Raw genomic sequence first — 19,475 nt, forward strand, 5'->3', positions numbered from 1 at the left:
ATCGAGTAAATTTCGAATATCATGATTAATAGACAAGTGATTTTCCCCCTTAGTTTATTGTTTGGTAGACTTTTATTCTATAGGGAAACTCACTTGTTTTCTATTTTTTTTGAATAAAAATAACGTTCATGAAGTTTCCGCACCGATCTGATGAGAGATCGGTGCTTTTTTCTTCACCAACGTTATTTATTGTAGAACCGCAAATGTAGTATTTCGTCTTTTTTTTTCGTGTAATTTACGTCAAATGCAGGAGATACCTTTCAGAATTCGTAGCAAACTGTTAAAATACAAGTAGTGTGTTTTACACGTGACGAGATTGAAAGTGGTGAAGAAAATTGGACGAAAACAAAAAACAGGAATCCAAAGACGATTCTCAACCACAATTAGACAATAAGGAACAGGAATTACCGAGACCGGCAAGTAAATATGTCAAACTCAAACCTTTTACTCTAATTATGATGATAATTGTTTTAATCTTGGGGACTTCTGGTATTACGATTTTCGCGCTTACAGTGGGCGAGAAGAAAGTAGTGGAAGTGCGTACACCAAATCATGAAGAGTTCCAAAAACTATTCAATGCATATGATGAAATTGGAAAATCATATTACGAAGAGGTAGACCAAGACAAGTTAGTAAATGGTGCTTTAAAAGGAATGGTCAACGCATTGGGCGATCCGTATTCAGATTACATGGGTACAGAGGAAGCGACTCAATTCAACGACAGTATTTCTTCTAGTTTTGACGGAATTGGTGCAGAAATTCAAGAAAGAGACGGTCAAATTATTATTGTCTCTCCAATCAAAAATTCGCCAGCTGAAAAAGCCGGACTTTTACCAAATGACATTATTAAATCAGTCAATGGTAAATCAATTGCGGGACTGTCATCAACAGAAGCAGTTCAAAAAATCCGTGGAAAACGCGGTACGAAAGTAGATATCGAATATCAAAGAGGAAAAGATGCCAAGTTACATAAAGTGACATTAGTTCGTGCTGAAATTCCAATTGAAACAGTTTATTCTAAAATGTCGAAAGATAAAATTGCCCATATCCAAATTACGTCATTCGCAGATCGTACGTATCAAGATTTATTAAAAGAACTTGATGCGATGGAAGCGAAAGGTATGAAAGGATTAGTGCTTGATGTTCGTCAAAATCCGGGTGGTATTTTACCAACTGCGATTAGTATTGCGAGCTTATTCGTCGATACAGGCAAAAACGTCATGCAAATCGAGTACAAAGATGGCAAACGTGAAGTTATTAAAGCACAGGATGGACGTAAAGTTCGCGTACCAACTACAGTACTAATCGATGGCGGTAGTGCTTCAGCTTCTGAAATTTTAGCTGCTGCATTAAGCGAATCATCTAATGTTAAATTAATCGGTGAGAAATCATTCGGTAAAGGTACAATGCAAACAGCGAAAAGTCTTGAAGATGGATCCACTTTGAAATATACAACTGGTAAATGGTTAACACCTGATGGTAACTGGATTCACAAAAAAGGAATTCAACCAGATGAAAAAGTGGCCTATCCGAAATATGCGTCATTACCATTCTTAGATGCATCGAAAGAAATGAAGTTAAATGATGTATCCGAACAAGTAAAAGCAGCTGAAAAAATGCTTGTAGCACTTGGTTATAACCCAGGTAAAGTAGATGGATTATACGATGAGTTAACTGCTTATGCGGTAAGTCGTTTCCAAGATAACGAAAAAATTAAAATCGATGGTGTTTTAAAAGGAAAAACGACGCTTAAACTAATGGATGAACTTCGTAAAAAGATTCAAAAAGATGATCCAATGGTAAAAGAAGCGAAGAAAATCATTTTAAAAGATCTAAAATAAGGGGGGAGGGCAGCCAAGTGTTGCCCTTTTCTTCATATGAGGTGGAAAAATGAAAGACGTATATTTATTAAGTGGCTTTTTAGGAAGCGGTAAAACGACATTATTAGCGAATATTATTGCTCATTTTAAAGAAGAAGGATTAAAACCTGCCGTAATTATGAATGAATTAGGCGAGTTGAACTTCGATTCTCAAGCTGTGGAAGAAGGCGTTCCTTTAAAAGAAATGCTGAATGGTTGTATTTGCTGCACAGGTTCAGAAAAAACAGAAGCGCAAATTCAGTCGTTATTAGCAGAACAGGAATTTGATGTACTTATAATTGAAACAACTGGCGCAGCGCATCCAGTCGAGGCTTTGGATGCTGTCTATTCACCATTATTTGCGGATCAACTGAATATTAAAGGAATCATTACTGTAGCGGATAGTAAGCGTTGGTTAATGCGCCATGAAATGACTCCTCAAACGCGTTCTTTATTTTTAGAGCAAATCCGTCATGCACATCTTCTTTTAGCGAATAAATCAGATTTACTAAGTGAAGAAGAATTGGCGAAAGTCACTTTTGAATTACAAGCAATCAATCCGCATGCGACTTTACTACAAACGGTCAATGCAAAAGTACCTTTAAAAATGATTAAAGCAATGCAAGCGACTGTTCGTCCAGAAAAAATCGAAAAAGCCGATTTAGGTGGACATCTTCATTTAAGCTCAAGATTAATTGACTTCACTGGTCAGGAATTTACACAAGAAGCGGTGGAAGATTGGGTGCGTACATTGCCTGAAACCGTGTATCGTATGAAAGGGTATATCCCAATTGAAGGGAATCGTAAGCCGATGTTATTCCAATATGCTTATGGACTAATTCAATGGATGCCTGAATTCGTTAAGATGGATCCTAAACTTGTCATCATTGGTGATGGCATGAATCAAATAGATATTATCGGACAAAAATAAAATAAAAAACATCTTCAAAGACTCGTAATCGGGTACTTTGAAGATGTTTTTTGTTTATAAATGAATCGAACCATATTGATGGCGACTATCGAATAGTAGTGAAATGACACTTTCATAGTATGGGATAAATTTTCCGCCTTTCATTAATTCGAGAATTTCATCTTTCGAAGCCCATCTAACAGCTTGTACTTCTTCTGCTTGTAGTTGTAAACTGTCGATGTTTACTTCCTTTTCAATCAAGTAATAATCGTCAAAACCACGTGCAAAATTAATTGTGAAATGTGGACGAATGTTTTCGAAGTTATGTTGAATGCCTAATTCCTCCAATAATTCTCGAGAAGCTGCATCTTGACTCGTATCGCCTGAGATTGCGCTACCACCACAAGTAATGTCCCATAAATTGGACCAACCGTTTTTGAAAGGTTGACGCTGTTGAATGAGCATCTCATTTTGTGCATTGAAAATACATATATGTACAACGACATGATATTCATCGGATTGGAGTTGTTCATCACGAATTATTTGTTTTGATGTTTTATGCCGATGTAGATCATACAAATCCCATTTTTCCATGTATTCTCCTCCGTTAATTCTTATTTTCTCGATTAATTTTTACGCCATAGTAAATCATTGTATAAGTGATAATAGCCATGAAAATGACGAAATCCCAAACGCCTAAATTTAGTGAATAGAATTGGAGTAAATTCATAATTTCATTAAAAGACATCCAAATTAATAATAGGAATACTTCGATATTTAATACTTTCGCTAAGTTTTTTGCAAGTTGAATTTGTTTTTTAGAAGCGGTTTCGTAATGAAAACCAGGCATATTAATGAATTGAGGGAATTTCTCGATGAAACTCATAATATACCAGAGGAAAATGGCCAAAATCGGTATGAAGAATACAAATCCTTTACTCGACCAGCTGTCAGCTTCACCTTGAATATTATAATGACTTGGAACTTGGTCTGGCAGTTGATTATAATTGAAAATCATGAGTAGGACTGTTGCGAGCCAAGCAAGTAATGCGAAATAATTGAAAAATCGAACCATATAAGCCACCTCTTTCTATTATATTATATCAAAATATATCAACTATTGAAAAAATTACTTTTTTTGGTAATATGGTGATAGGAGGGGTCGCATGAAGAAACGAATTGGTACTTTATTAATTATAGCTCTATTAGTAGTGCTTAGTGGTTGTTCAGGAGGGAAGCTGAAGGGGGAATTGCCGCCTGAAGTGACTGTTTCAATTGATGGGCAGAAAGTAAAAGCAAAATTAGCAGTTTATGATTGGTATTCTGGGTCTACGAAAGTTGGCAGCTATGCTGAAGTTTTGAAGGGCGAGCGTGCGCAAATTGTCGACCCGAAGGAAGAAGCTCATTTTAAAATGGATTATGATCAGAAACCATCAACCGAAGAAATATGTATTGTGAAAGATGAAAAATCGAGCCAATGTAAGAAGGGGAATATGATTAATGCACCAATTGAGAAAGGCGATTACTATATCGAGTATTCGGTCGATTGGCAAGATGGGGATGAAAATCTCGGTTCTGCGACGTATTTAATCGGCATCGCCATTCGATAATTGGAATTGCATACATTAAAACCATAAGAAAAGAGGCTCGCATGATGATGCGAAGCCTCTTTTTGTACGAAATTATTTATTGATTTCGATTAATTTATTAACGATGTTAGCAGTTAGTTCTTCTGCTGTTTTTGGTACGAAGTTTTTAAGGATTGTGTTAACCATAGGTCCCATTGCTCCGCCAGCAGTAATATCTAAATGACCTTCCATTGTTGTGTTATTGTCATCGATTGTGTGCGCTTTGAAGTGACCGCCACCTTTAAAGTTATCAGACATACCTTTTAAAGCGAAGATGACTGATTCTGGTTCGTTCCATTCAGAAATGTTGATTTTTAAAGCTTCTTCAAGATGCGCATAATACTCAGGGTATGCTGCTGGCATTTTGAAATGAGTCGGAGTTTTTTCGTATAAGAAATCAATCATTTCATGACCTTTTTCAACGAAACGTTTGATCATTGGAGATTCTCCGCGACCTTGAGAAAGACGTTCAATATATTTAATTGCTGCTTCTTCAGAATCTTCAATACCTGCATCTTTCATGTAACGGTTTACTGGAATCCACGTAACACCGCCAGAAAATGCTGTAGTACCACCAATTTGATGTGTTTTTTCAAGTGCGATGACTTTTGCGCCTTCTTCAGCTGCCGTTACCGCTGCAACTAATGCTGCGCCACCTGTACCTAATACGACTACATCTGTTTCAAGATCCCATTTTTCAGGAATGAAATTGCTCATATGTAACATCTCCTTGCCTTCATTTTTAAAAACTGCTTTCGAAATCTATTTAACACCGTATTAAATAGATAGTCAATGCTTATTTTACATAATGTACAATAAAACAAAAAATAAATAGAAAAATAGCGTTTTCAACTAGTTATTATGTAAATAACGTGGTAATATGAAAAGTTGTCTATTTAACTCGATGTCAAATATTTTAGGGGTTTATTGGAAAAGTATAGTGGGGGAATCGCGGGATCAGAACCAAAATTAAAATTAGAAAGCCCCCGAATAAGAATCCACTATTCGGGGGCTAATTCATCTATTTAGTTATTTGAAAATTTCTTTTGGACAATTCTTAAGCGAATCGACAATGAAATCGCGCCGACTGCTAAACCTGAAATAAGGCCGATCCAGTAACCTGTTGGACCGAAATCAAGAACATCGGCAAGAATATAACCGAGTGGAAGGGCGATCACCCAATATGAAATAACGGCCATGATTGAAGTCGTTGTTACATCTTTATAACCGCGTAATGCACCTTGAATCGGGGCTTGTACCGCATCTGAAAGTTGGAAAAATGCTGCGTAGATTAGGAAGCCAGTTGCCAACGCAACAACCTCTAAGTCATCGCTATAAACAAGCGCTATTTCTCGTCTAAGTAGAATTAAAGCACCTAATGTCAGCGTACAAATACTCACTGCGAGAATAATTGCTTTTTTCGTATAATCTTTTGCATCTTCGTATCGTTTCGCACCGATTTCAAAACCAATTAAAATTGTAGCACCCATCGAAATACTTAGAGGAATCATATACGCTAAATTGGCGAAGTTCATTGCTATTTGATGTGCGCCAATGACTTCCGTCGTATATTTACTCATAATGATTGTAACGACCGCAAAAATACCTGTTTCAGCAAATAATGCTAGTCCGATTGGGAAACCGATTTTTAATATTTCCTTCCATTTCACCCAATTAGGTTTCGGGAACTTTTTGAAAATAGTAAAATCACTAAATGGCTGTGATTTAAGTGTAATCCAAATGGCGATGCCACAAATAATCCAGTATGTAATGGCTGAAGCAATCCCAGCGCCGACGCCACCTAATGCAGGCGAGCCTAAATTACCGAAAATAAATACATAGCAGAAAAATATATTAATGGGTGTTGCGATTAATGTGATGAACATCGAAGTACGCGTTTGTCCAAGTGCATCAATAAAGCTTCTTAAAGCCGTATAAATGAAAAGAGGGACGAGGCCACAACTCATGGCGATTAAATAGCCGTGAGCAACATCATGAACATGCGGTTCTAATGGCATTAATGATAAAATAGGGTTTAGCAAAGCTAAAATGAGTGCGAACACTATTAAAGCTAAGACGATGGCGACAATAATTCCTTGCTGAACGGAAAAAGTTGCCTCTTTCGTTTTTTTACCACCTATAGATTGTGCTACAATTGGTGTAATAGATAGTAATATTCCTGACACCCCTACATAAATAGGCATCCAAATGGAAGAACCGATGGATACACCTGCTAAATCAGTTGTTCCGTACTTACTTGAAAACAATACATCAAAAAATGTCACTAAATACAATGCGATTTGTGTGACGAGGATCGGGGTAATGATGACTAACAACTGTTTCCATTTTTGAGAATGGGTTGTTGTTTGGTACATTGTTACGCCTCCTTTCAAAAATTGGGGCAAACGTGCCTTTTCATGGCGATTTCGTTGTAGTACAATATTATATTGATTTAAGAAAATATAACGAAAAATTTCCTATAAACAGAATGGAGTTTATTATACTAATGAAGAAAAAAACAGTTGTACTTACTGGTGGAGGAACTGCTGGACACGTATCACTTAATCAAGCAATCATACCATCATTTTTAGAGAAAGGCTATGACGTTCACTATATTGGCTCAAAAGTGGGTATTGAAAAAGAAATTATTTCAGAAGCATTTCCTGAGTTGCCATTCCATGCCATTTCAAGTGGTAAATTACGTCGTTATTTCTCGATGAAAAACTTCACTGATCCGTTTAAAGTTTTAGCAGGTGTTTCTCAAGCACTTGTATTATTGAAGAAACTAAAACCGATGATTATCTTCTCAAAAGGTGGTTTCGTATCAGTGCCGGTTGTCATGGCTGCGAAATTATTAAAAATCCCAGTTGTATCACATGAATCAGATGTAACACCTGGTTTAGCAAATAAACTATCTTCACCATTTGCATCACATATTTTCACGATTTTCAAAGAAACTTTAAAATATTTACCGAGCGAAAAATCAACTTGCACAGGTTCAATTATTCGTTCTGAACTATTTGAAGGCGATCGCCAAAGAGGGTTAGCTCGCTGTCATTTCGACAACGGGAAATCTACAATTTTAATTATGGGTGGTTCATTAGGTTCTAAATTCATCAATGATGCAGTACGCAATAATTTGACGGAATTACTATTAGAAAATAATGTTATTCATCTATGTGGTAAAGGAAATTTAGATGAAGCATTAACTGAAATGCCAGGTTACCAACAATTTGAATATGTAACAACGGAGCTATCGGATTTACTTCACGCGAGTGATTACATTATTTCACGTGCAGGTTCGAACTCGATTTTCGAATTTTTAGCGCTTGAAAAACCAATGTTACTTATTCCATTATCAATGGCGCAATCACGCGGAGATCAAATTGTAAATGCGAAAATCTTCAAACAACAAGGTTTAGCAGAAGTATTACAAGAGGAAGATTTAACGACGGAAAGTTTCATGGAAGCTTTAAACTTATTAAAAGCGAATGAACCAACTTTACGCCAAAAAATGCAAGAAGCGGAATCGCCAAAAACACCAGACGAAATGGTTGAGCTGATTTTAGCCTACGCAAAGAAATAGGGAAATGACAAGGCTGTGGGAAACCACAGTCTTTTTTCTTTAATAAGAACGAAATAGTGCTTCACTTGTCGCTCGAAAGCATTCGTTAAAAAAGCCAAAACAAATAGGCACATTCCATCCTCGTTCGTTGAATGGAATGTGCCTATTATTATGAATTCCTACATTGCTTGTTCAGTTGACTGTGCAAGGCGAGCAGAGTATAAATAGAAATTGTCTTTTTCAATTTTGAATAATTCATACTGTTGTTCACCGGCGTTGATTTGGGCGAAAAGAGAGGGGTGACTCTCTTTTGCGTCGAGTGCGTACTCTAACTTTAATACTGCACGTTGAGATTTTACATTCTCTTTTTTGATCTTCATAAATACTGTTTGGAAATCCAACTCAAAAAATAGTTCATTAAAGAATTCTAACTTAGCTTGCTGGTTGTAGCCTAAGCCTTGATAAGGTTGGCCAATCCAAGTGCCTAAAAATCCTGCACCTTCTTGAATATCGTACAAAGTAATTGTGCCGATTGGCTGCTCCAAATCACCAAGAATTGTGCGTGAAACCACTAGACCTTGTTCTTCTTCCTCCATAAGCTGACGAGTCATAAACCATAATTGATCTGCCGTTTTAGCCTTTTGACGAACAAAAGGAAAGACAGATGGGTGGCTTAACAATTCAAATAATTCATTACTCTCGTAAAGATCACGTTGTTTAAGCATACCGAACGCCTCCTTTTGGGTGGATGTTGAACATTTCCTATCCGTTCCACCCTCGAAATTTTTCATATATTGTTGCATAAAAAATCTCGGGGTGGGAATCGAACCCACTAGAACCAGAAACCTGGTGACGCACCATTTGCCTTCCCTAAAATCTACTATTCAATAGAGATTCATTTATGAAATTATTTTGCACTTTTAATATACAAAATAATTACTCATTTGAAAAGTATTTTTTTGAAAAAAAAGATAATTTTTTTAAACAAAAATACTTGATTTTTCAGTGACCTTAATTTACAAGGATTTACAGTGAAAAATAATAGATTTTAAGGAATTACACATATATTACCCGATATATGATAGAAATATGCTTTATTATAGATATTTTTTCGAGATGTATTTTATGCTTTTTTGAGATACTTTTTGACGATGCTTGATACATAAAAGATTTGCGATAAATGGAAGCTATTTTATGATGAAAAACAGAGAAAAATTAATAGCAAAATTATATCATTTTCAATCAAGTAGGAAAGGTTTGGACTAACTACTCACAGTGAAAATGAATTACAATTAGTTGAAAAGTAGAAGAGGTGACGAAATGACTTATAAAGTCTTGATCGTTGAAGACGAAAAAAGTATTGCCCGCTTTATCGAATTAGAATTAAAGCATGAGCAATTTGATGTAACGGTGGCACATGATGGGAGAACGGGGCTTGAATTGGCTACGAAGGATCATTTCGACGTTCTACTATTAGATGTGATGTTACCGGCATTAAATGGCATAGAAGTGTGCCGTAGAGTGCGCAAAGGTTCAGACATACCAATTATCCTTATTACCGCTAGGGATGCTGTAATGGACCGTGTAGCCGGTTTAGATGCAGGGGCAGATGACTATGTTGTTAAACCATTTGCGATTGAGGAACTGTTAGCCCGCATTCGCTCAGTTTTGAGAAGAACTACTACTAAAGCCGAATCGAGTTCATTACAATTCAAAGAAATCGAAATCGATGAAAAGGCGTACCAAGCATATGTTGGTGACACGCCACTGCAATTGACGAAAACTGAATATGATTTATTAACACTACTCGTGAAGAATCAAGGCACTGTATGCACGCGGGAGCAAATACTAACATCCGTCTGGGGCTACGATACAGAAGTAGAAACCAATGTAATCGACGTCTATATTCGCCATTTACGCGCGAAGCTGCCAAAAGATTTAAGTCATTATATTGAAACAGTTAGAGGAGTTGGGTATGTGATGCGCCAATGAAAATAATGAATAAAGCAAGGCATTATTTAGATCATCGCTCACTGAAATCGAAATGGGCGTTTACTTCTGCGTTTGTCATTTTTATTAGTTATTTATTAATCTGTATCGTCATGTTCATCTCACTTCAAACATGGCTGTTATCAAATGAGAAACAATCGGTCACGCGATCAATGGAAGATTTAATCTCTTATTTTGAAAAAAGAGGGCAGTTTTTAACGGTGGACGATATTCGCCAAAATGAAAGTTTGATCAATGCGATTGTTGATAAGAAGCAAACTGCTCGTATTTTAAATAAAGATGGTGTAGAAATATTACGTATTAATAATACGGTTGCGGAAATTCCGCCATTGCCGAAAAATGTACCAGATAGCGGTTTTACAATTCATAAAGATAAAATCGAGCGAGAGGATAATTTTGTCGGAACCGCGAAATTGAGCTTGGGGCAATTTAATGGGTATATTCAAGTGACCCACCCACTGACACAATATACGTCCTTAATGAAATACTTCCTGACAGCGATGATTTTGATGGGAATTGGCGCATTAGCTGCATCGGCCGCCATTGGCTATACATTGGCGACTCGGCTATTACAACCGGTGAATCAGTTGCGCAAAGAGATGAATCGAGTAGCAGATGAAGGATTCGAGGCGAAGATACAACTTCAAGAAACGCGCAATGACGAAATTGGGGAGTTAATTCATGTGTATAAACGAATGATGGGCGAACTTGAGGAAGCGTATTTGCAACAACAGCGTTTTATTTCGGATGCATCACATGAATTGCGTACACCTATTCAAGTTTTAGAAGGACATTTGAATTTATTGAAGCGTTGGGGGAAGGATGATCCTGAAATAATGGAGGAATCGCTGACAACTTCACTACAAGAAATTCAGAGAATGCGATCATTAATAGAGGAATTATTGAACCTTGCAAGAAGAGAACCAAAGGACTCCTCTAAACTGACTAATATAATAGAAGAAACGGCAAATGTAATAGCCGAAACCGAACGATTACATCCAGAGTCAGAACTGATACTTGAAAGTAATCAATCAACTACTCTCGAAGCAGTGATCTCTAAGGATGCTTATAACCAAATCGTACGCAACCTATTACAAAATGCTATACGTTATTGCGAAAAAAAACCAATTGTGCGAATAAGCTTGACAAATATGTCCGAGTACCACAAAATCGAAGTCGAAGACAATGGCATTGGTATTAAAAAAGATGCAATTCCACGAATATTTGACCGTTTTTATCGCGTTGATGATGCCCGTTCGAGAGAGCATGGCGGAACTGGTTTAGGCCTAGCAATCGTCAAAATGCTTGTCGAGAAATATGATGGACAAATTTCAGTATCCAGTATTTACGGTGAAGGCACAAAGTTTACCATTTATTTGCCCGCAAATAGAAATTAAACAAGGTTATTCGGTGTTTCAAGCCCAAATATGCTGAATTTGTGAAAAAATATTGTATTTTTTGTGAAGAGTAGTAAGATTGAAGGGTAAAAATATTATATCTAAATGCTCAAAGAATTCGCTTACACGATGTAGATATAATTAAGAAAAATATAATTTCAGTGGATTTTCATATTTATAATAGGAAAGATGCCACTAGGCAAAAAACTTGGAGGTTATTCTCATGTCAAACAACGTTTCACCATGGGCTGCTTTTTCAGGACCTAACCTTGGCTATGTGATGGATATGTACGATTTGTACCTTACATCACCAGAGGAAGTAGATGCAGAATTAGTAGCATTATTCGAACAATATGGCGCGCCAGTTGCTGAATCAGCGAACAGCGAATCAACAACAGCGGTTGCCGCAGGAAATATGACTGCTATTCTTGCAGCGGTAAAATATGCAGATGCAATCCGTAACTTCGGACATTTAGCAGCTGATATCTACCCACTTCACAACCAAGAAATCGATACATCACGCATTGAAGCATCTGCTTACGGTTTATCTGATCAAGATTTAATTGAAGTACCTGCTACAGCTCTTATGCAAGAAGTGCCTGCTGGTGTACGCAACGGTTTAGATGCAGTGAATTACTTAAAAGAAATTTATACTGGTAAAATTGCTTTTGAATTTAACCAAGTTGTTGGACAAAAAGAAAAAGAGTGGATTCAAAGTAAGATTGAAAGCGGTTCATTGAACGCTAAACTTTCTGCTGAAGATCAAAAAGCAGCTCTTAACTTATTAAATAGCGTTGAAGGTTTCGAGCAATTCATGCACAAAACTTTCGTCGGTGTTAAACGTTTCTCAATCGAAGGTGTGGATTCATTAGTTGTATTAATCGACGAATTGATCAAACGCTTTGAAAATAAAGATACAAAAGACATTCAAATTGGTATGGCTCACCGTGGTCGTCTAAACGTGTTAACGCACAACGTACACAAACCATACAAAATGATGTTAGCGGATTTTGCTCACGTACCAAGTGACTCATTCGTACCTGAAGACGGTTCATTAACAGTAACTAAAGGTTGGTCTGGCGATGCTAAATATCACCTTGGCGCAACTTACAAATCAGAAACTGGTAGCCGTATTTCATTAGCTTACAACCCATCTCACTTAGAAGTAGTTTCTCCTGTAGTAAATGGTGCAACTCGTGCCGTACAAGATGATACTTCAAAAGCTGGTGGAGCAGTTCAAGATCAAAATAAATCTGTTTCAATCCTAGTACACGGTGATGCGGCATTCGCTGGTCAAGGTGTAGTAGCTGAAGGATTTAACTATGCTGGTACTAAAGGTTTCACAACTGGCGGATCTGTACACATTATCGCGAACAACATGATCGGTTTCACAACTGAACGTTACGATTCTCGTTCAACAGTTTACTCTTCAGATTCTGCAAAAGGTTACGAGATTCCAGTATTACACGTAAACGCTGATGCTCCTGAAGCAGTTATTCAAGTTGCTAGATTCGCAGTTGAATACCGCGCAATGTTCGGCAAAGACATTTTAATCGACTTAATCGGTTACCGCCGTTACGGTCACAATGAAATGGATGAACCAATGATCACAAACCCAGAAATGTACAATATCGTTCATAATCATGAAACAGTACGTGCATTATATGGTAAACAACTTGTTTCTGAAGGTTTGTTATCGGAAGATCAAGTAACGCAATTACAAGCAGATATTAAAGCGACTCTTCAAGCAGAACTTGATGTAGTACGTGCTGCTAAAGGCGCTGAGCCAGATCACTCTGTACCTCAAGTAGTACTTGATGGTTTCCCAGAAGTTGACACTGGTGTCGGTACTGAACGCTTAACAAAAATGAACGCTGAATTACTTGATTTCCCATCAGAATTCAACGTCTTCAAAAAATTAGGCAAAATCCTTAGTCGTCGTAATGACCCATTCGTAGGTAAAGGTAAAATTGACTGGGGTCACGCTGAAACACTTGCTTTTGGTACAATCATCCAAGATGGTCACCCAGTACGTATTTCAGGTCAAGACGCTCAACGTGGTACATTCGCACACCGTCACCTTGTTCTACATGATGAGAAAAACGGTAACGAATTAACAATGTTACACCATATTTCTGACGCAAAAGCATCATTCGATGTAATTAATAGCCCACTTTCAGAAGGTTCTATCCTTGCTTACGAATTTGGTTACAACGTTGAAAATCCAAATGCACTTTCAATTTGGGAAGCACAATATGGTGACTTCGCAAATATGGCACAAGTAATGTTCGATAACTTTATCTCAGCTTCTCGTTCTAAATGGGGCGTTAAATCTGGTTTAGTTATGTTATTACCACATGCTGCTGAAGGTCAAGGTTCTGAACATACATCTGCACGCCTAGAACGTTTCTTACAACTAGCTGCAGAAAATAACTGGACAGTTGCAAACCTTTCAAGCGCTGCAAACTACTTCCACTTATTACGCCGCCAAGCTGCAATGCTTAATACTGAAGCGATTCGTCCATTAGTATTAGTTTCTCCAAAATCATTACTACGTAACCAAATCGTAGCTGCTGATGTTGAAGAACTTGCTACAGGTCAATTCGAAACAATTATTGAGCATCCTGTAACTGGTAAAGATGCGAAGAAAGTTGAAAAAATCGTATTTGCATCAGGTAAAATGGCAATCGATCTTGCAGAGAAAATTGGTGATGGAGCAGGCTTCGAACACTTACACTTAGTACGTGTAGAACAACTTTACCCATTCCCATCTGAAAAAATCTCTGCAATCGCTGCTAAATATCCTAAAGCGAAAACACTTGCTTGGGCACAAGAAGAACCGAAAAACATGGGTTCATGGCAATTTGCTGATCCGTACTTACGCGAATTAGCTGGAGATAAAGCAGTTACTTATGTTGGTCGTGGCGATCATTCTTCACCAGCTGAGGGAGATCCAGATTCATTCAAAGTTGCACAAACGAAAGTAATTGAAGAAGCAGTATCTAAATAAATCGTTCATATATTGAAGGAGGAAAATTTAAAATGGCTGACATTATCGTACCAGAATTAGCAGAATCTATTACAGAAGGTGAAATCGTACGCTGGGTTAAACAAGTAGGCGATTCAGTAGAAAAAGGCGAATTCATCGTAGAATTAGAAACAGATAAAGTAAACGCTGAAATCATCTCTGAAGAAGCAGGTGTTCTTACTGAAATCCTTGCTCAAGAGGGTGACGTAGTAGAAGTAGGCGCAGTAATCGCTAAAGTTGATGCAAACGCATCTGCAGCAGCACCAGCACCAGCACCAAAAGCTGAAGAAGCTCCAGCAGCGGCACCAGCACCAAAAGAAGAAGTAAAAGAAGCAGCACCAGCACCAGTAGCTCCAGTTGTGGAAGAAACTACTTCTAACGAACGTGTAATCGCTTCTCCAGCAGCACGTAAATTAGCTCGTGAAAAAGGAATCGACCTTGCATCAGTATCTCCAGTAGATCCTCAAGGACGCGTTCGTGTTCAAGACGTAGCAGCTCACGGTACTGCACCAGCAGCACCAGCAGCATCTAAAGCGGCTCCAGCACCAGCAACTAAAGCTGTTGATGAATCACGCGTAGAAGCAGTTAAAATGACTCGTCGTCAACAAACTGCAGCTCGTAAATTACTTGAAGTATCACAAAACACTGCAATGCTTACAACTTTCAACGAAATCGACATGACAGCTGTTATGGCACTTCGTAAACGTAAGAAAGACGCATTCATGGAAAACCATGAAGGAACTAAACTTGGTTTCATGTCATTCTTCACAAAAGCTGTAACTGCAGCTCTTAAAAAATACCCAGCAGTTAATGCTAAAATCGTTGGCGAAGAATTACACTACAACAAATTCTTCGACGTTGGTATCGCAGTAGCGACTCCAGACGGTTTAGTAGTACCAAACGTACGCGACACTAATCGTAAAAACTTCGCTGAAATCGAATCTGATATTGCTGAATTAGCTGTTAAAGCACGTAACAAAAAATTAGCTCTTTCTGATTTAGAAGGTGGATCATTCACAATCACTAACGGTGGTGTATTCGGTTCATTAATGTCTACACCAATCATCAATGGTGACCAAGCAGCAATCCTTGGTATGCACAACATCGTAAAACGCCCAATCGCTGTAGGCGACGAAATCGAATTACGCCCAATGATGTACGTAGCACTTTCATACGATCACCGTATCATCAACGGTAAAGAGTCTGTTGGATTCCTGAAAATGGTTAAAGACTTAATCGAAAACCCAGAAGATTTATTATTAGAAGCATAAGAAAAGCCTTACGTATCAATGGTTTGAAGCACTTCTAAAAATGAATATAAATGAAAAGCCTCCGAGAAATCGGGGGGCTTTTTTATGTCGTTTTATGACTATTTTTCTAATTTGACCACAGTTTGACCACATGAGCTTTTTTCATTTAGAAAATCTGTCAATAAATCAGTCGTTTTTTCAATCTGTTCTGAAGTCACGTGAGTATAGATGTTCATTGTGGTTTCAATATGAGCATGACCTAATAGTTTTTCAATAAATAAAGTTAGTGAAATAAAAGTACCGAAGTTTAATCTGATTGGTGTTGAATATCCTATCGCTTTTTGATCAATATGTGAATCCAGTGCTAAAATACTCCCTGAATAGACTTTTCACTTTTTTATTTCTCTAAAATAATATTCATGTATTTTATAGAACAACCCTGAGATACGGCAAATAACCGTATTAATGTTATAAAATACTAAAATAAAAAGTTATTAATATGAAAAATCTCCCAATTTAAAATATAATAATAATGACAATCCATTATATAAAGTAAATATAATAATGGTGACTTAATGAAAACTCCTTATATTATATTGGTAAGAGCATTTTCATGTTAGAAATAATATAAATATATTATGTAATTAATTTCTTAGTTACTATAACATTAGTGTTATGGGGAGTTGATCATTAATAGGCTGGAAATTCATTAAAATAAACGTTTAAAAAGAGGTATCAGTTCAAAAAGTAAAAGGTTTTTGTAGAGTTATAGTTGAAAGATATCTTCAAAATTTATTTTTGAAAAATCAAAGAATATACGATGAAAAATAGTATAGAGAAGTAATTAATAGTTTTAATATAATTAATTTAAAGTGCTATTTCCATGAATGAAGAAAAAAATAGCAAAAAAATGAAGGGGCTTAAAAGCAGTGAAAACCGTACTGATTATTACAAATACAATTGATTTAACAGTAGACTATATAATAGATAAGTATTCAGACAAATGTAAGTTTTTTAGGTTAAATACTGACCGTTTTCAAGATTATGCGATAAAAATAAATTCTAAAGACACTCTTATTGAATACCGAGATAAGAGTTCTCATCTATTTTTATCTGAGTGTGATTCCATGTATTATAGAAAAATAACACTCCCAACTTTGGATGAATATCCAAATAAGTACAGACAAATGATGCAACGTGAAATGATGACAGTTATTGATGGTATTGCTGAAACGGCAGGGGGTATTGGATTAACACGTCCATCAATTATTCGGAAAGCAGATAACAAAGTGATACAACTGGGTATTGCTAGTGCAATTGGGTTTAAGTTACCCAATTCACTAATAACAAATGAAGATTTAGTAGCTAAGTCCTTTACATCTTCAAATAAAACTATTGTAAAACCAATTTCGGTTGGGAAAATATTATCTTCAAATTCAGTTGGATTCATTCAGACAAATATTGTAAAGGCTACTTCAGAAATTAAAGGGTTAAGTAATTCTCCAGCCTACTTTCAATTTTATCAACCAAAAGATTATGAAGTACGATTAACAATTGTAAATGAAGTATTCTTCGGCGTTCGTATAGATTCTTCAAATAAAATTGATTGGAGAAAAGAAGATGCAGTTCTGAAATATAGCAAAATTGATATTCCATCAGATATTGCTGGAAAATGTTTGAAAATGATGTGTCAATTAGAATTGAAATTCGCAGCATTTGATTTTATTGTTAATAATGGAGATTATTTTTTTCTTGAACTAAATGCAAACGGCCAATGGTTATGGTTAGAAGAAGAACTAGATATAGATATTTCTACGGAGATAATGAATGTGTTAGTGAGTGGTTTATGATATGAAGAAATTCAATTATTACTTAAAGAAACTACTTTCTTGGTCACCGATTTTACGTGTTACAGATGATTCAAAGTACAATAAGATTGAAAAAGGATCTGTGGAATTCAGGATATCTTTTGTCAGTTTCACATTGGGTATAGTTAGTTATTATTTTTTTACTTGGAAACCTAAAGAGGGTAGTAAGTGTTTTCACAAACTAAATCTGTATGATGTACAAAAATATAATGAAAATATTAGAAAATTTGAAATACAATATGATGAGTATTTAGAAGAACTAAAAGAAAAGGATACAACAAATAAAAAAGTAGAAAAAGAGTTTCTATCGAGAAGGATATCTGAAATTGAAACAATAAAAGGGAGAACGTTTAATAAATTCTTAGCATATATTGCATTATTTGTTTTTATAGTACCTTTATATATATCGAAGATGACAATATCGATTCCTAAACTTACAACATATAATATTATCTGTGTGTTAATCATGAGTTACATAATAATAAATTTGTCATTGATAACCTATGAATTTATTAAGGTGAAGAATGTTAAAAGAGTAACATTTCACAGTATTCGCAAAGCATTAAAATTAGATGTTGAGAATAAATATTTAGCTATGCTCTTCTACGAATGGAAGCACAATGAAAATGAATCAATATTAGAAGTAGCACTTATTAAAAATTTGGAGAAATATATGTGTATATTGATAATGTCTAGCATAGTAATTATAGTTAACTCAAATTTTGAAAATGTAATAAGAGAACCTGCTATTCAAGAAAATTTGACTTTATATAAATTCAATCATATAGAACGTGAGAGTTTTCATACATTTTTAACGGAAAATAATAAGAAAATAGATAAGTTGAAAAATAATATTTTAAGTGATGATTATTCTCGAATTATTATTATTTCACCGAAAAACGACAATAAGAGTGATGACTTTGTGAAATTAATAGGTCTATATACTGGTGGAAATGAACAGGTCATTGAAGTGAAGAAAAGTAGCAATGTTAATATCACAGATGTTATTTTAATAAAGGAGTGAATTTTGATGAAAAAACCTTATATTGCAAATTATCTAGAGGAAGTGCCATTACAACAATCAGCAGAATTGTTTTACGATAGTAAAAGTCAGATGAATTACATAGATAATTGCTTTAAAATAAAAGCGATTGAATATAATAGAGGTCCCCAAACAACCACTTTAACGGAAACAAATGAGAACGCAGATACTGATTATATTTATAGTGGACCAGAAACCACAATTAGAACGGATTCAACAGAAAATAGTGATATTAATTATTATTGTATTGAAACAGTTGAAAAAAAGGGAATCAACTCACTCACGATATCCAATTCAGTAAGTCTAGGCCCAGATACAACTCGACAAACTTTTACTTCCGAATCAGCAGATGAGAACCAACAAGTATTTTTTGGTCCAGATACAACAATAGAAACTCGGACGAATGAAAACGCTGATTTTGACTAAATTAGAATAATTTCATTAAAAGGAAATATAAATTTGAAGTAGAACCAGATGAAGAATTAGCTGAATTTCCTTTTAGTGTAAGAAACTATTTCGATTATCGCATGAATATTTTAATAACTAAAAATGGACCGCTACAAGAATTTTGCGCTTCTACTTTTAATGCTGCAATCTTAGTAGGAATCGCAAAAGGTTTAATCGAGATATATGCCGGTAATAAGACGAAATTCACAGTTGAAATTTATGAAAGTACGCATGAATCCACATTTACCTATTTCCAAAAACTACTGATAGTTACAAGTTATGAAGCTCATAATGGTGAGACACTTGAAGTATTAAAATGTCGTTCAGATGAGTTTGTAGAAGCGTTGTGTAGTGCAAGATAGAAGTACAGAGTTTTGAAAGGAATAAGTACATAACGCTGCAATTGTAAAATAATAATAAAAGGCTTGCCAGCCTTCCAAAATTTCTCTACTGTATTGGTGTCGAATCAAA

17 protein-coding genes are annotated in these 19,475 nt (G+C 35.9%); 12 read left to right on the forward strand and 5 right to left on the reverse strand.

Annotation, left to right across the window (positions count from 1 at the left end):
* Positions 1–335: 335 nt before the first annotated feature.
* Positions 336–1,841 carry a lmo1851 family serine protease gene (locus tag DF281_RS13080; RefSeq protein ID WP_240605552.1) on the forward strand — a complete coding sequence of 502 codons (1,506 nt, stop codon included), beginning with the start codon at positions 336–338 and terminating at the stop codon, positions 1,839–1,841.
* A gap of 49 nt (positions 1,842–1,890) precedes the next feature.
* Positions 1,891–2,790: a CobW family GTP-binding protein gene (locus DF281_RS13085; protein WP_109350706.1), complete on the forward strand. Its 900-nt coding sequence runs from the start codon at positions 1,891–1,893 to the stop codon at positions 2,788–2,790.
* 54 nt (positions 2,791–2,844) lie between these two features.
* Here DF281_RS13085 and DF281_RS13090 read toward each other — a convergent pair whose 3' ends face one another.
* Together DF281_RS13090 and DF281_RS13095 are read right to left on the reverse strand one after the other, a co-directional pair.
* Positions 2,845–3,363, reverse strand: a complete 519-nt coding sequence (locus tag DF281_RS13090) for an NUDIX hydrolase (RefSeq protein WP_109350707.1) — start codon at positions 3,361–3,363, stop codon at positions 2,845–2,847.
* 13 nt (positions 3,364–3,376) lie between these two features.
* Positions 3,377–3,844 (reverse strand): DUF1648 domain-containing protein, encoded by a 468-nt coding sequence (locus DF281_RS13095; protein ID WP_109350708.1) that lies wholly within the window; start codon positions 3,842–3,844, stop codon positions 3,377–3,379.
* 91 nt (positions 3,845–3,935) lie between these two features.
* On the opposite strand from DF281_RS13095, the gene DF281_RS13100 reads away from it, so the two are divergent.
* The gene (locus tag DF281_RS13100) at positions 3,936–4,379 is read left to right on the forward strand and encodes a hypothetical protein (protein ID WP_109350709.1); all 444 of its coding nucleotides are present in this window, start codon (positions 3,936–3,938) and stop codon (positions 4,377–4,379) included.
* Between the two features lie 72 nt (positions 4,380–4,451).
* Here the strand turns inward: DF281_RS13100 and DF281_RS13105 are convergent, their stop codons facing one another.
* Both DF281_RS13105 and DF281_RS13110 read right to left on the reverse strand, forming a co-directional pair.
* The gene (locus DF281_RS13105) at positions 4,452–5,114 is read right to left on the reverse strand and encodes an FAD-dependent oxidoreductase (protein ID WP_166636145.1); all 663 of its coding nucleotides are present in this window, start codon (positions 5,112–5,114) and stop codon (positions 4,452–4,454) included.
* A 308-nt stretch (positions 5,115–5,422) separates the two neighbouring features.
* Positions 5,423–6,772 (reverse strand): MATE family efflux transporter, encoded by a 1,350-nt coding sequence (locus DF281_RS13110; RefSeq protein WP_109350711.1) that lies wholly within the window; start codon positions 6,770–6,772, stop codon positions 5,423–5,425.
* A gap of 131 nt (positions 6,773–6,903) precedes the next feature.
* Between DF281_RS13110 and DF281_RS13115 the strand changes: the two genes are divergently transcribed.
* Positions 6,904–7,983 (forward strand): undecaprenyldiphospho-muramoylpentapeptide beta-N-acetylglucosaminyltransferase, encoded by a 1,080-nt coding sequence (locus DF281_RS13115; RefSeq protein ID WP_109350712.1) that lies wholly within the window; start codon positions 6,904–6,906, stop codon positions 7,981–7,983.
* Between the two features lie 158 nt (positions 7,984–8,141).
* Here the strand turns inward: DF281_RS13115 and DF281_RS13120 are convergent, their stop codons facing one another.
* Complete coding sequence (locus tag DF281_RS13120; RefSeq protein ID WP_109350713.1) at positions 8,142–8,687, reverse strand: GNAT family N-acetyltransferase; 546 nt, start codon at positions 8,685–8,687, stop codon at positions 8,142–8,144.
* Between the two features lie 595 nt (positions 8,688–9,282).
* On the opposite strand from DF281_RS13120, the gene DF281_RS13125 reads away from it, so the two are divergent.
* From DF281_RS13125 to DF281_RS13160, 8 genes are all read left to right on the forward strand, one after another.
* Entirely contained in the window at positions 9,283–9,954 is a 672-nt protein-coding gene (locus tag DF281_RS13125) for a response regulator transcription factor (protein WP_109350714.1), read from the forward strand.
* Positions 9,951–11,369, forward strand: coding sequence for a HAMP domain-containing sensor histidine kinase (locus DF281_RS13130; protein ID WP_109350715.1), 1,419 nt, complete (start codon positions 9,951–9,953; stop codon positions 11,367–11,369). The genes DF281_RS13125 and DF281_RS13130 overlap by 4 nt, the downstream gene beginning before the upstream one ends.
* 223 nt (positions 11,370–11,592) lie before the next feature.
* Positions 11,593–14,379, forward strand: coding sequence for a 2-oxoglutarate dehydrogenase E1 component (locus tag DF281_RS13135; protein ID WP_109350716.1), 2,787 nt, complete (start codon positions 11,593–11,595; stop codon positions 14,377–14,379).
* 32 nt (positions 14,380–14,411) lie between these two features.
* Entirely contained in the window at positions 14,412–15,668 is a 1,257-nt protein-coding gene (gene odhB / locus DF281_RS13140) for a 2-oxoglutarate dehydrogenase complex dihydrolipoyllysine-residue succinyltransferase (RefSeq protein WP_109350717.1), read from the forward strand.
* Between the two features lie 908 nt (positions 15,669–16,576).
* Entirely contained in the window at positions 16,577–17,497 is a 921-nt protein-coding gene (locus DF281_RS13145) for an MvdC/MvdD family ATP grasp protein (protein ID WP_232025820.1), read from the forward strand.
* 1 nt (position 17,498) lies between these two features.
* Positions 17,499–18,539: a hypothetical protein gene (locus DF281_RS13150; protein WP_109350718.1), complete on the forward strand. Its 1,041-nt coding sequence runs from the start codon at positions 17,499–17,501 to the stop codon at positions 18,537–18,539.
* Between the two features lie 6 nt (positions 18,540–18,545).
* A complete protein-coding gene (locus DF281_RS13155) occupies positions 18,546–18,983 on the forward strand; it encodes a hypothetical protein (protein ID WP_109350719.1) in 438 nt (145 codons plus the stop codon).
* Positions 18,984–19,084: 101 nt separating this feature from the next.
* Entirely contained in the window at positions 19,085–19,366 is a 282-nt protein-coding gene (locus DF281_RS13160) for a hypothetical protein (protein ID WP_109350720.1), read from the forward strand.
* Positions 19,367–19,475 lie beyond the last annotated feature (109 nt).

The sequence above is a fragment of the Kurthia zopfii genome (genome assembly GCF_003143955.1).
Lineage (GTDB): Bacteria > Bacillota > Bacilli > Bacillales_A > Planococcaceae > Kurthia > Kurthia zopfii.

Excerpts from the sequence above, each read along its gene's own strand:
- DF281_RS13100 (WP_109350709.1), top strand. The coding sequence starts at position 3,936 with ATGAAGAAACGAATTGGTACTTTATTAATTATAGCTCTATTAGTAGTG.
- DF281_RS13155 (WP_109350719.1), top strand. The coding sequence starts at position 18,546 with ATGAAAAAACCTTATATTGCAAATTATCTAGAGGAAGTGCCATTACAA.
- DF281_RS13095 (WP_109350708.1), bottom strand. The coding sequence starts at position 3,844 with ATGGTTCGATTTTTCAATTATTTCGCATTACTTGCTTGGCTCGCAACA.
- DF281_RS13135 (WP_109350716.1), top strand. The coding sequence starts at position 11,593 with ATGTCAAACAACGTTTCACCATGGGCTGCTTTTTCAGGACCTAACCTT.
- DF281_RS13130 (WP_109350715.1), top strand. The coding sequence starts at position 9,951 with ATGAAAATAATGAATAAAGCAAGGCATTATTTAGATCATCGCTCACTG.
- DF281_RS13125 (WP_109350714.1), top strand. The coding sequence starts at position 9,283 with ATGACTTATAAAGTCTTGATCGTTGAAGACGAAAAAAGTATTGCCCGC.
- DF281_RS13160 (WP_109350720.1), top strand. The coding sequence starts at position 19,085 with ATGAATATTTTAATAACTAAAAATGGACCGCTACAAGAATTTTGCGCT.
- DF281_RS13090 (WP_109350707.1), bottom strand. The coding sequence starts at position 3,363 with ATGGAAAAATGGGATTTGTATGATCTACATCGGCATAAAACATCAAAA.
- DF281_RS13105 (WP_166636145.1), bottom strand. The coding sequence starts at position 5,114 with ATGAGCAATTTCATTCCTGAAAAATGGGATCTTGAAACAGATGTAGTC.
- DF281_RS13115 (WP_109350712.1), top strand. The coding sequence starts at position 6,904 with ATGAAGAAAAAAACAGTTGTACTTACTGGTGGAGGAACTGCTGGACAC.
- DF281_RS13110 (WP_109350711.1), bottom strand. The coding sequence starts at position 6,772 with ATGTACCAAACAACAACCCATTCTCAAAAATGGAAACAGTTGTTAGTC.
- DF281_RS13150 (WP_109350718.1), top strand. The coding sequence starts at position 17,499 with ATGAAGAAATTCAATTATTACTTAAAGAAACTACTTTCTTGGTCACCG.
- odhB (WP_109350717.1), top strand. The coding sequence starts at position 14,412 with ATGGCTGACATTATCGTACCAGAATTAGCAGAATCTATTACAGAAGGT.
- DF281_RS13085 (WP_109350706.1), top strand. The coding sequence starts at position 1,891 with ATGAAAGACGTATATTTATTAAGTGGCTTTTTAGGAAGCGGTAAAACG.
- DF281_RS13120 (WP_109350713.1), bottom strand. The coding sequence starts at position 8,687 with ATGCTTAAACAACGTGATCTTTACGAGAGTAATGAATTATTTGAATTG.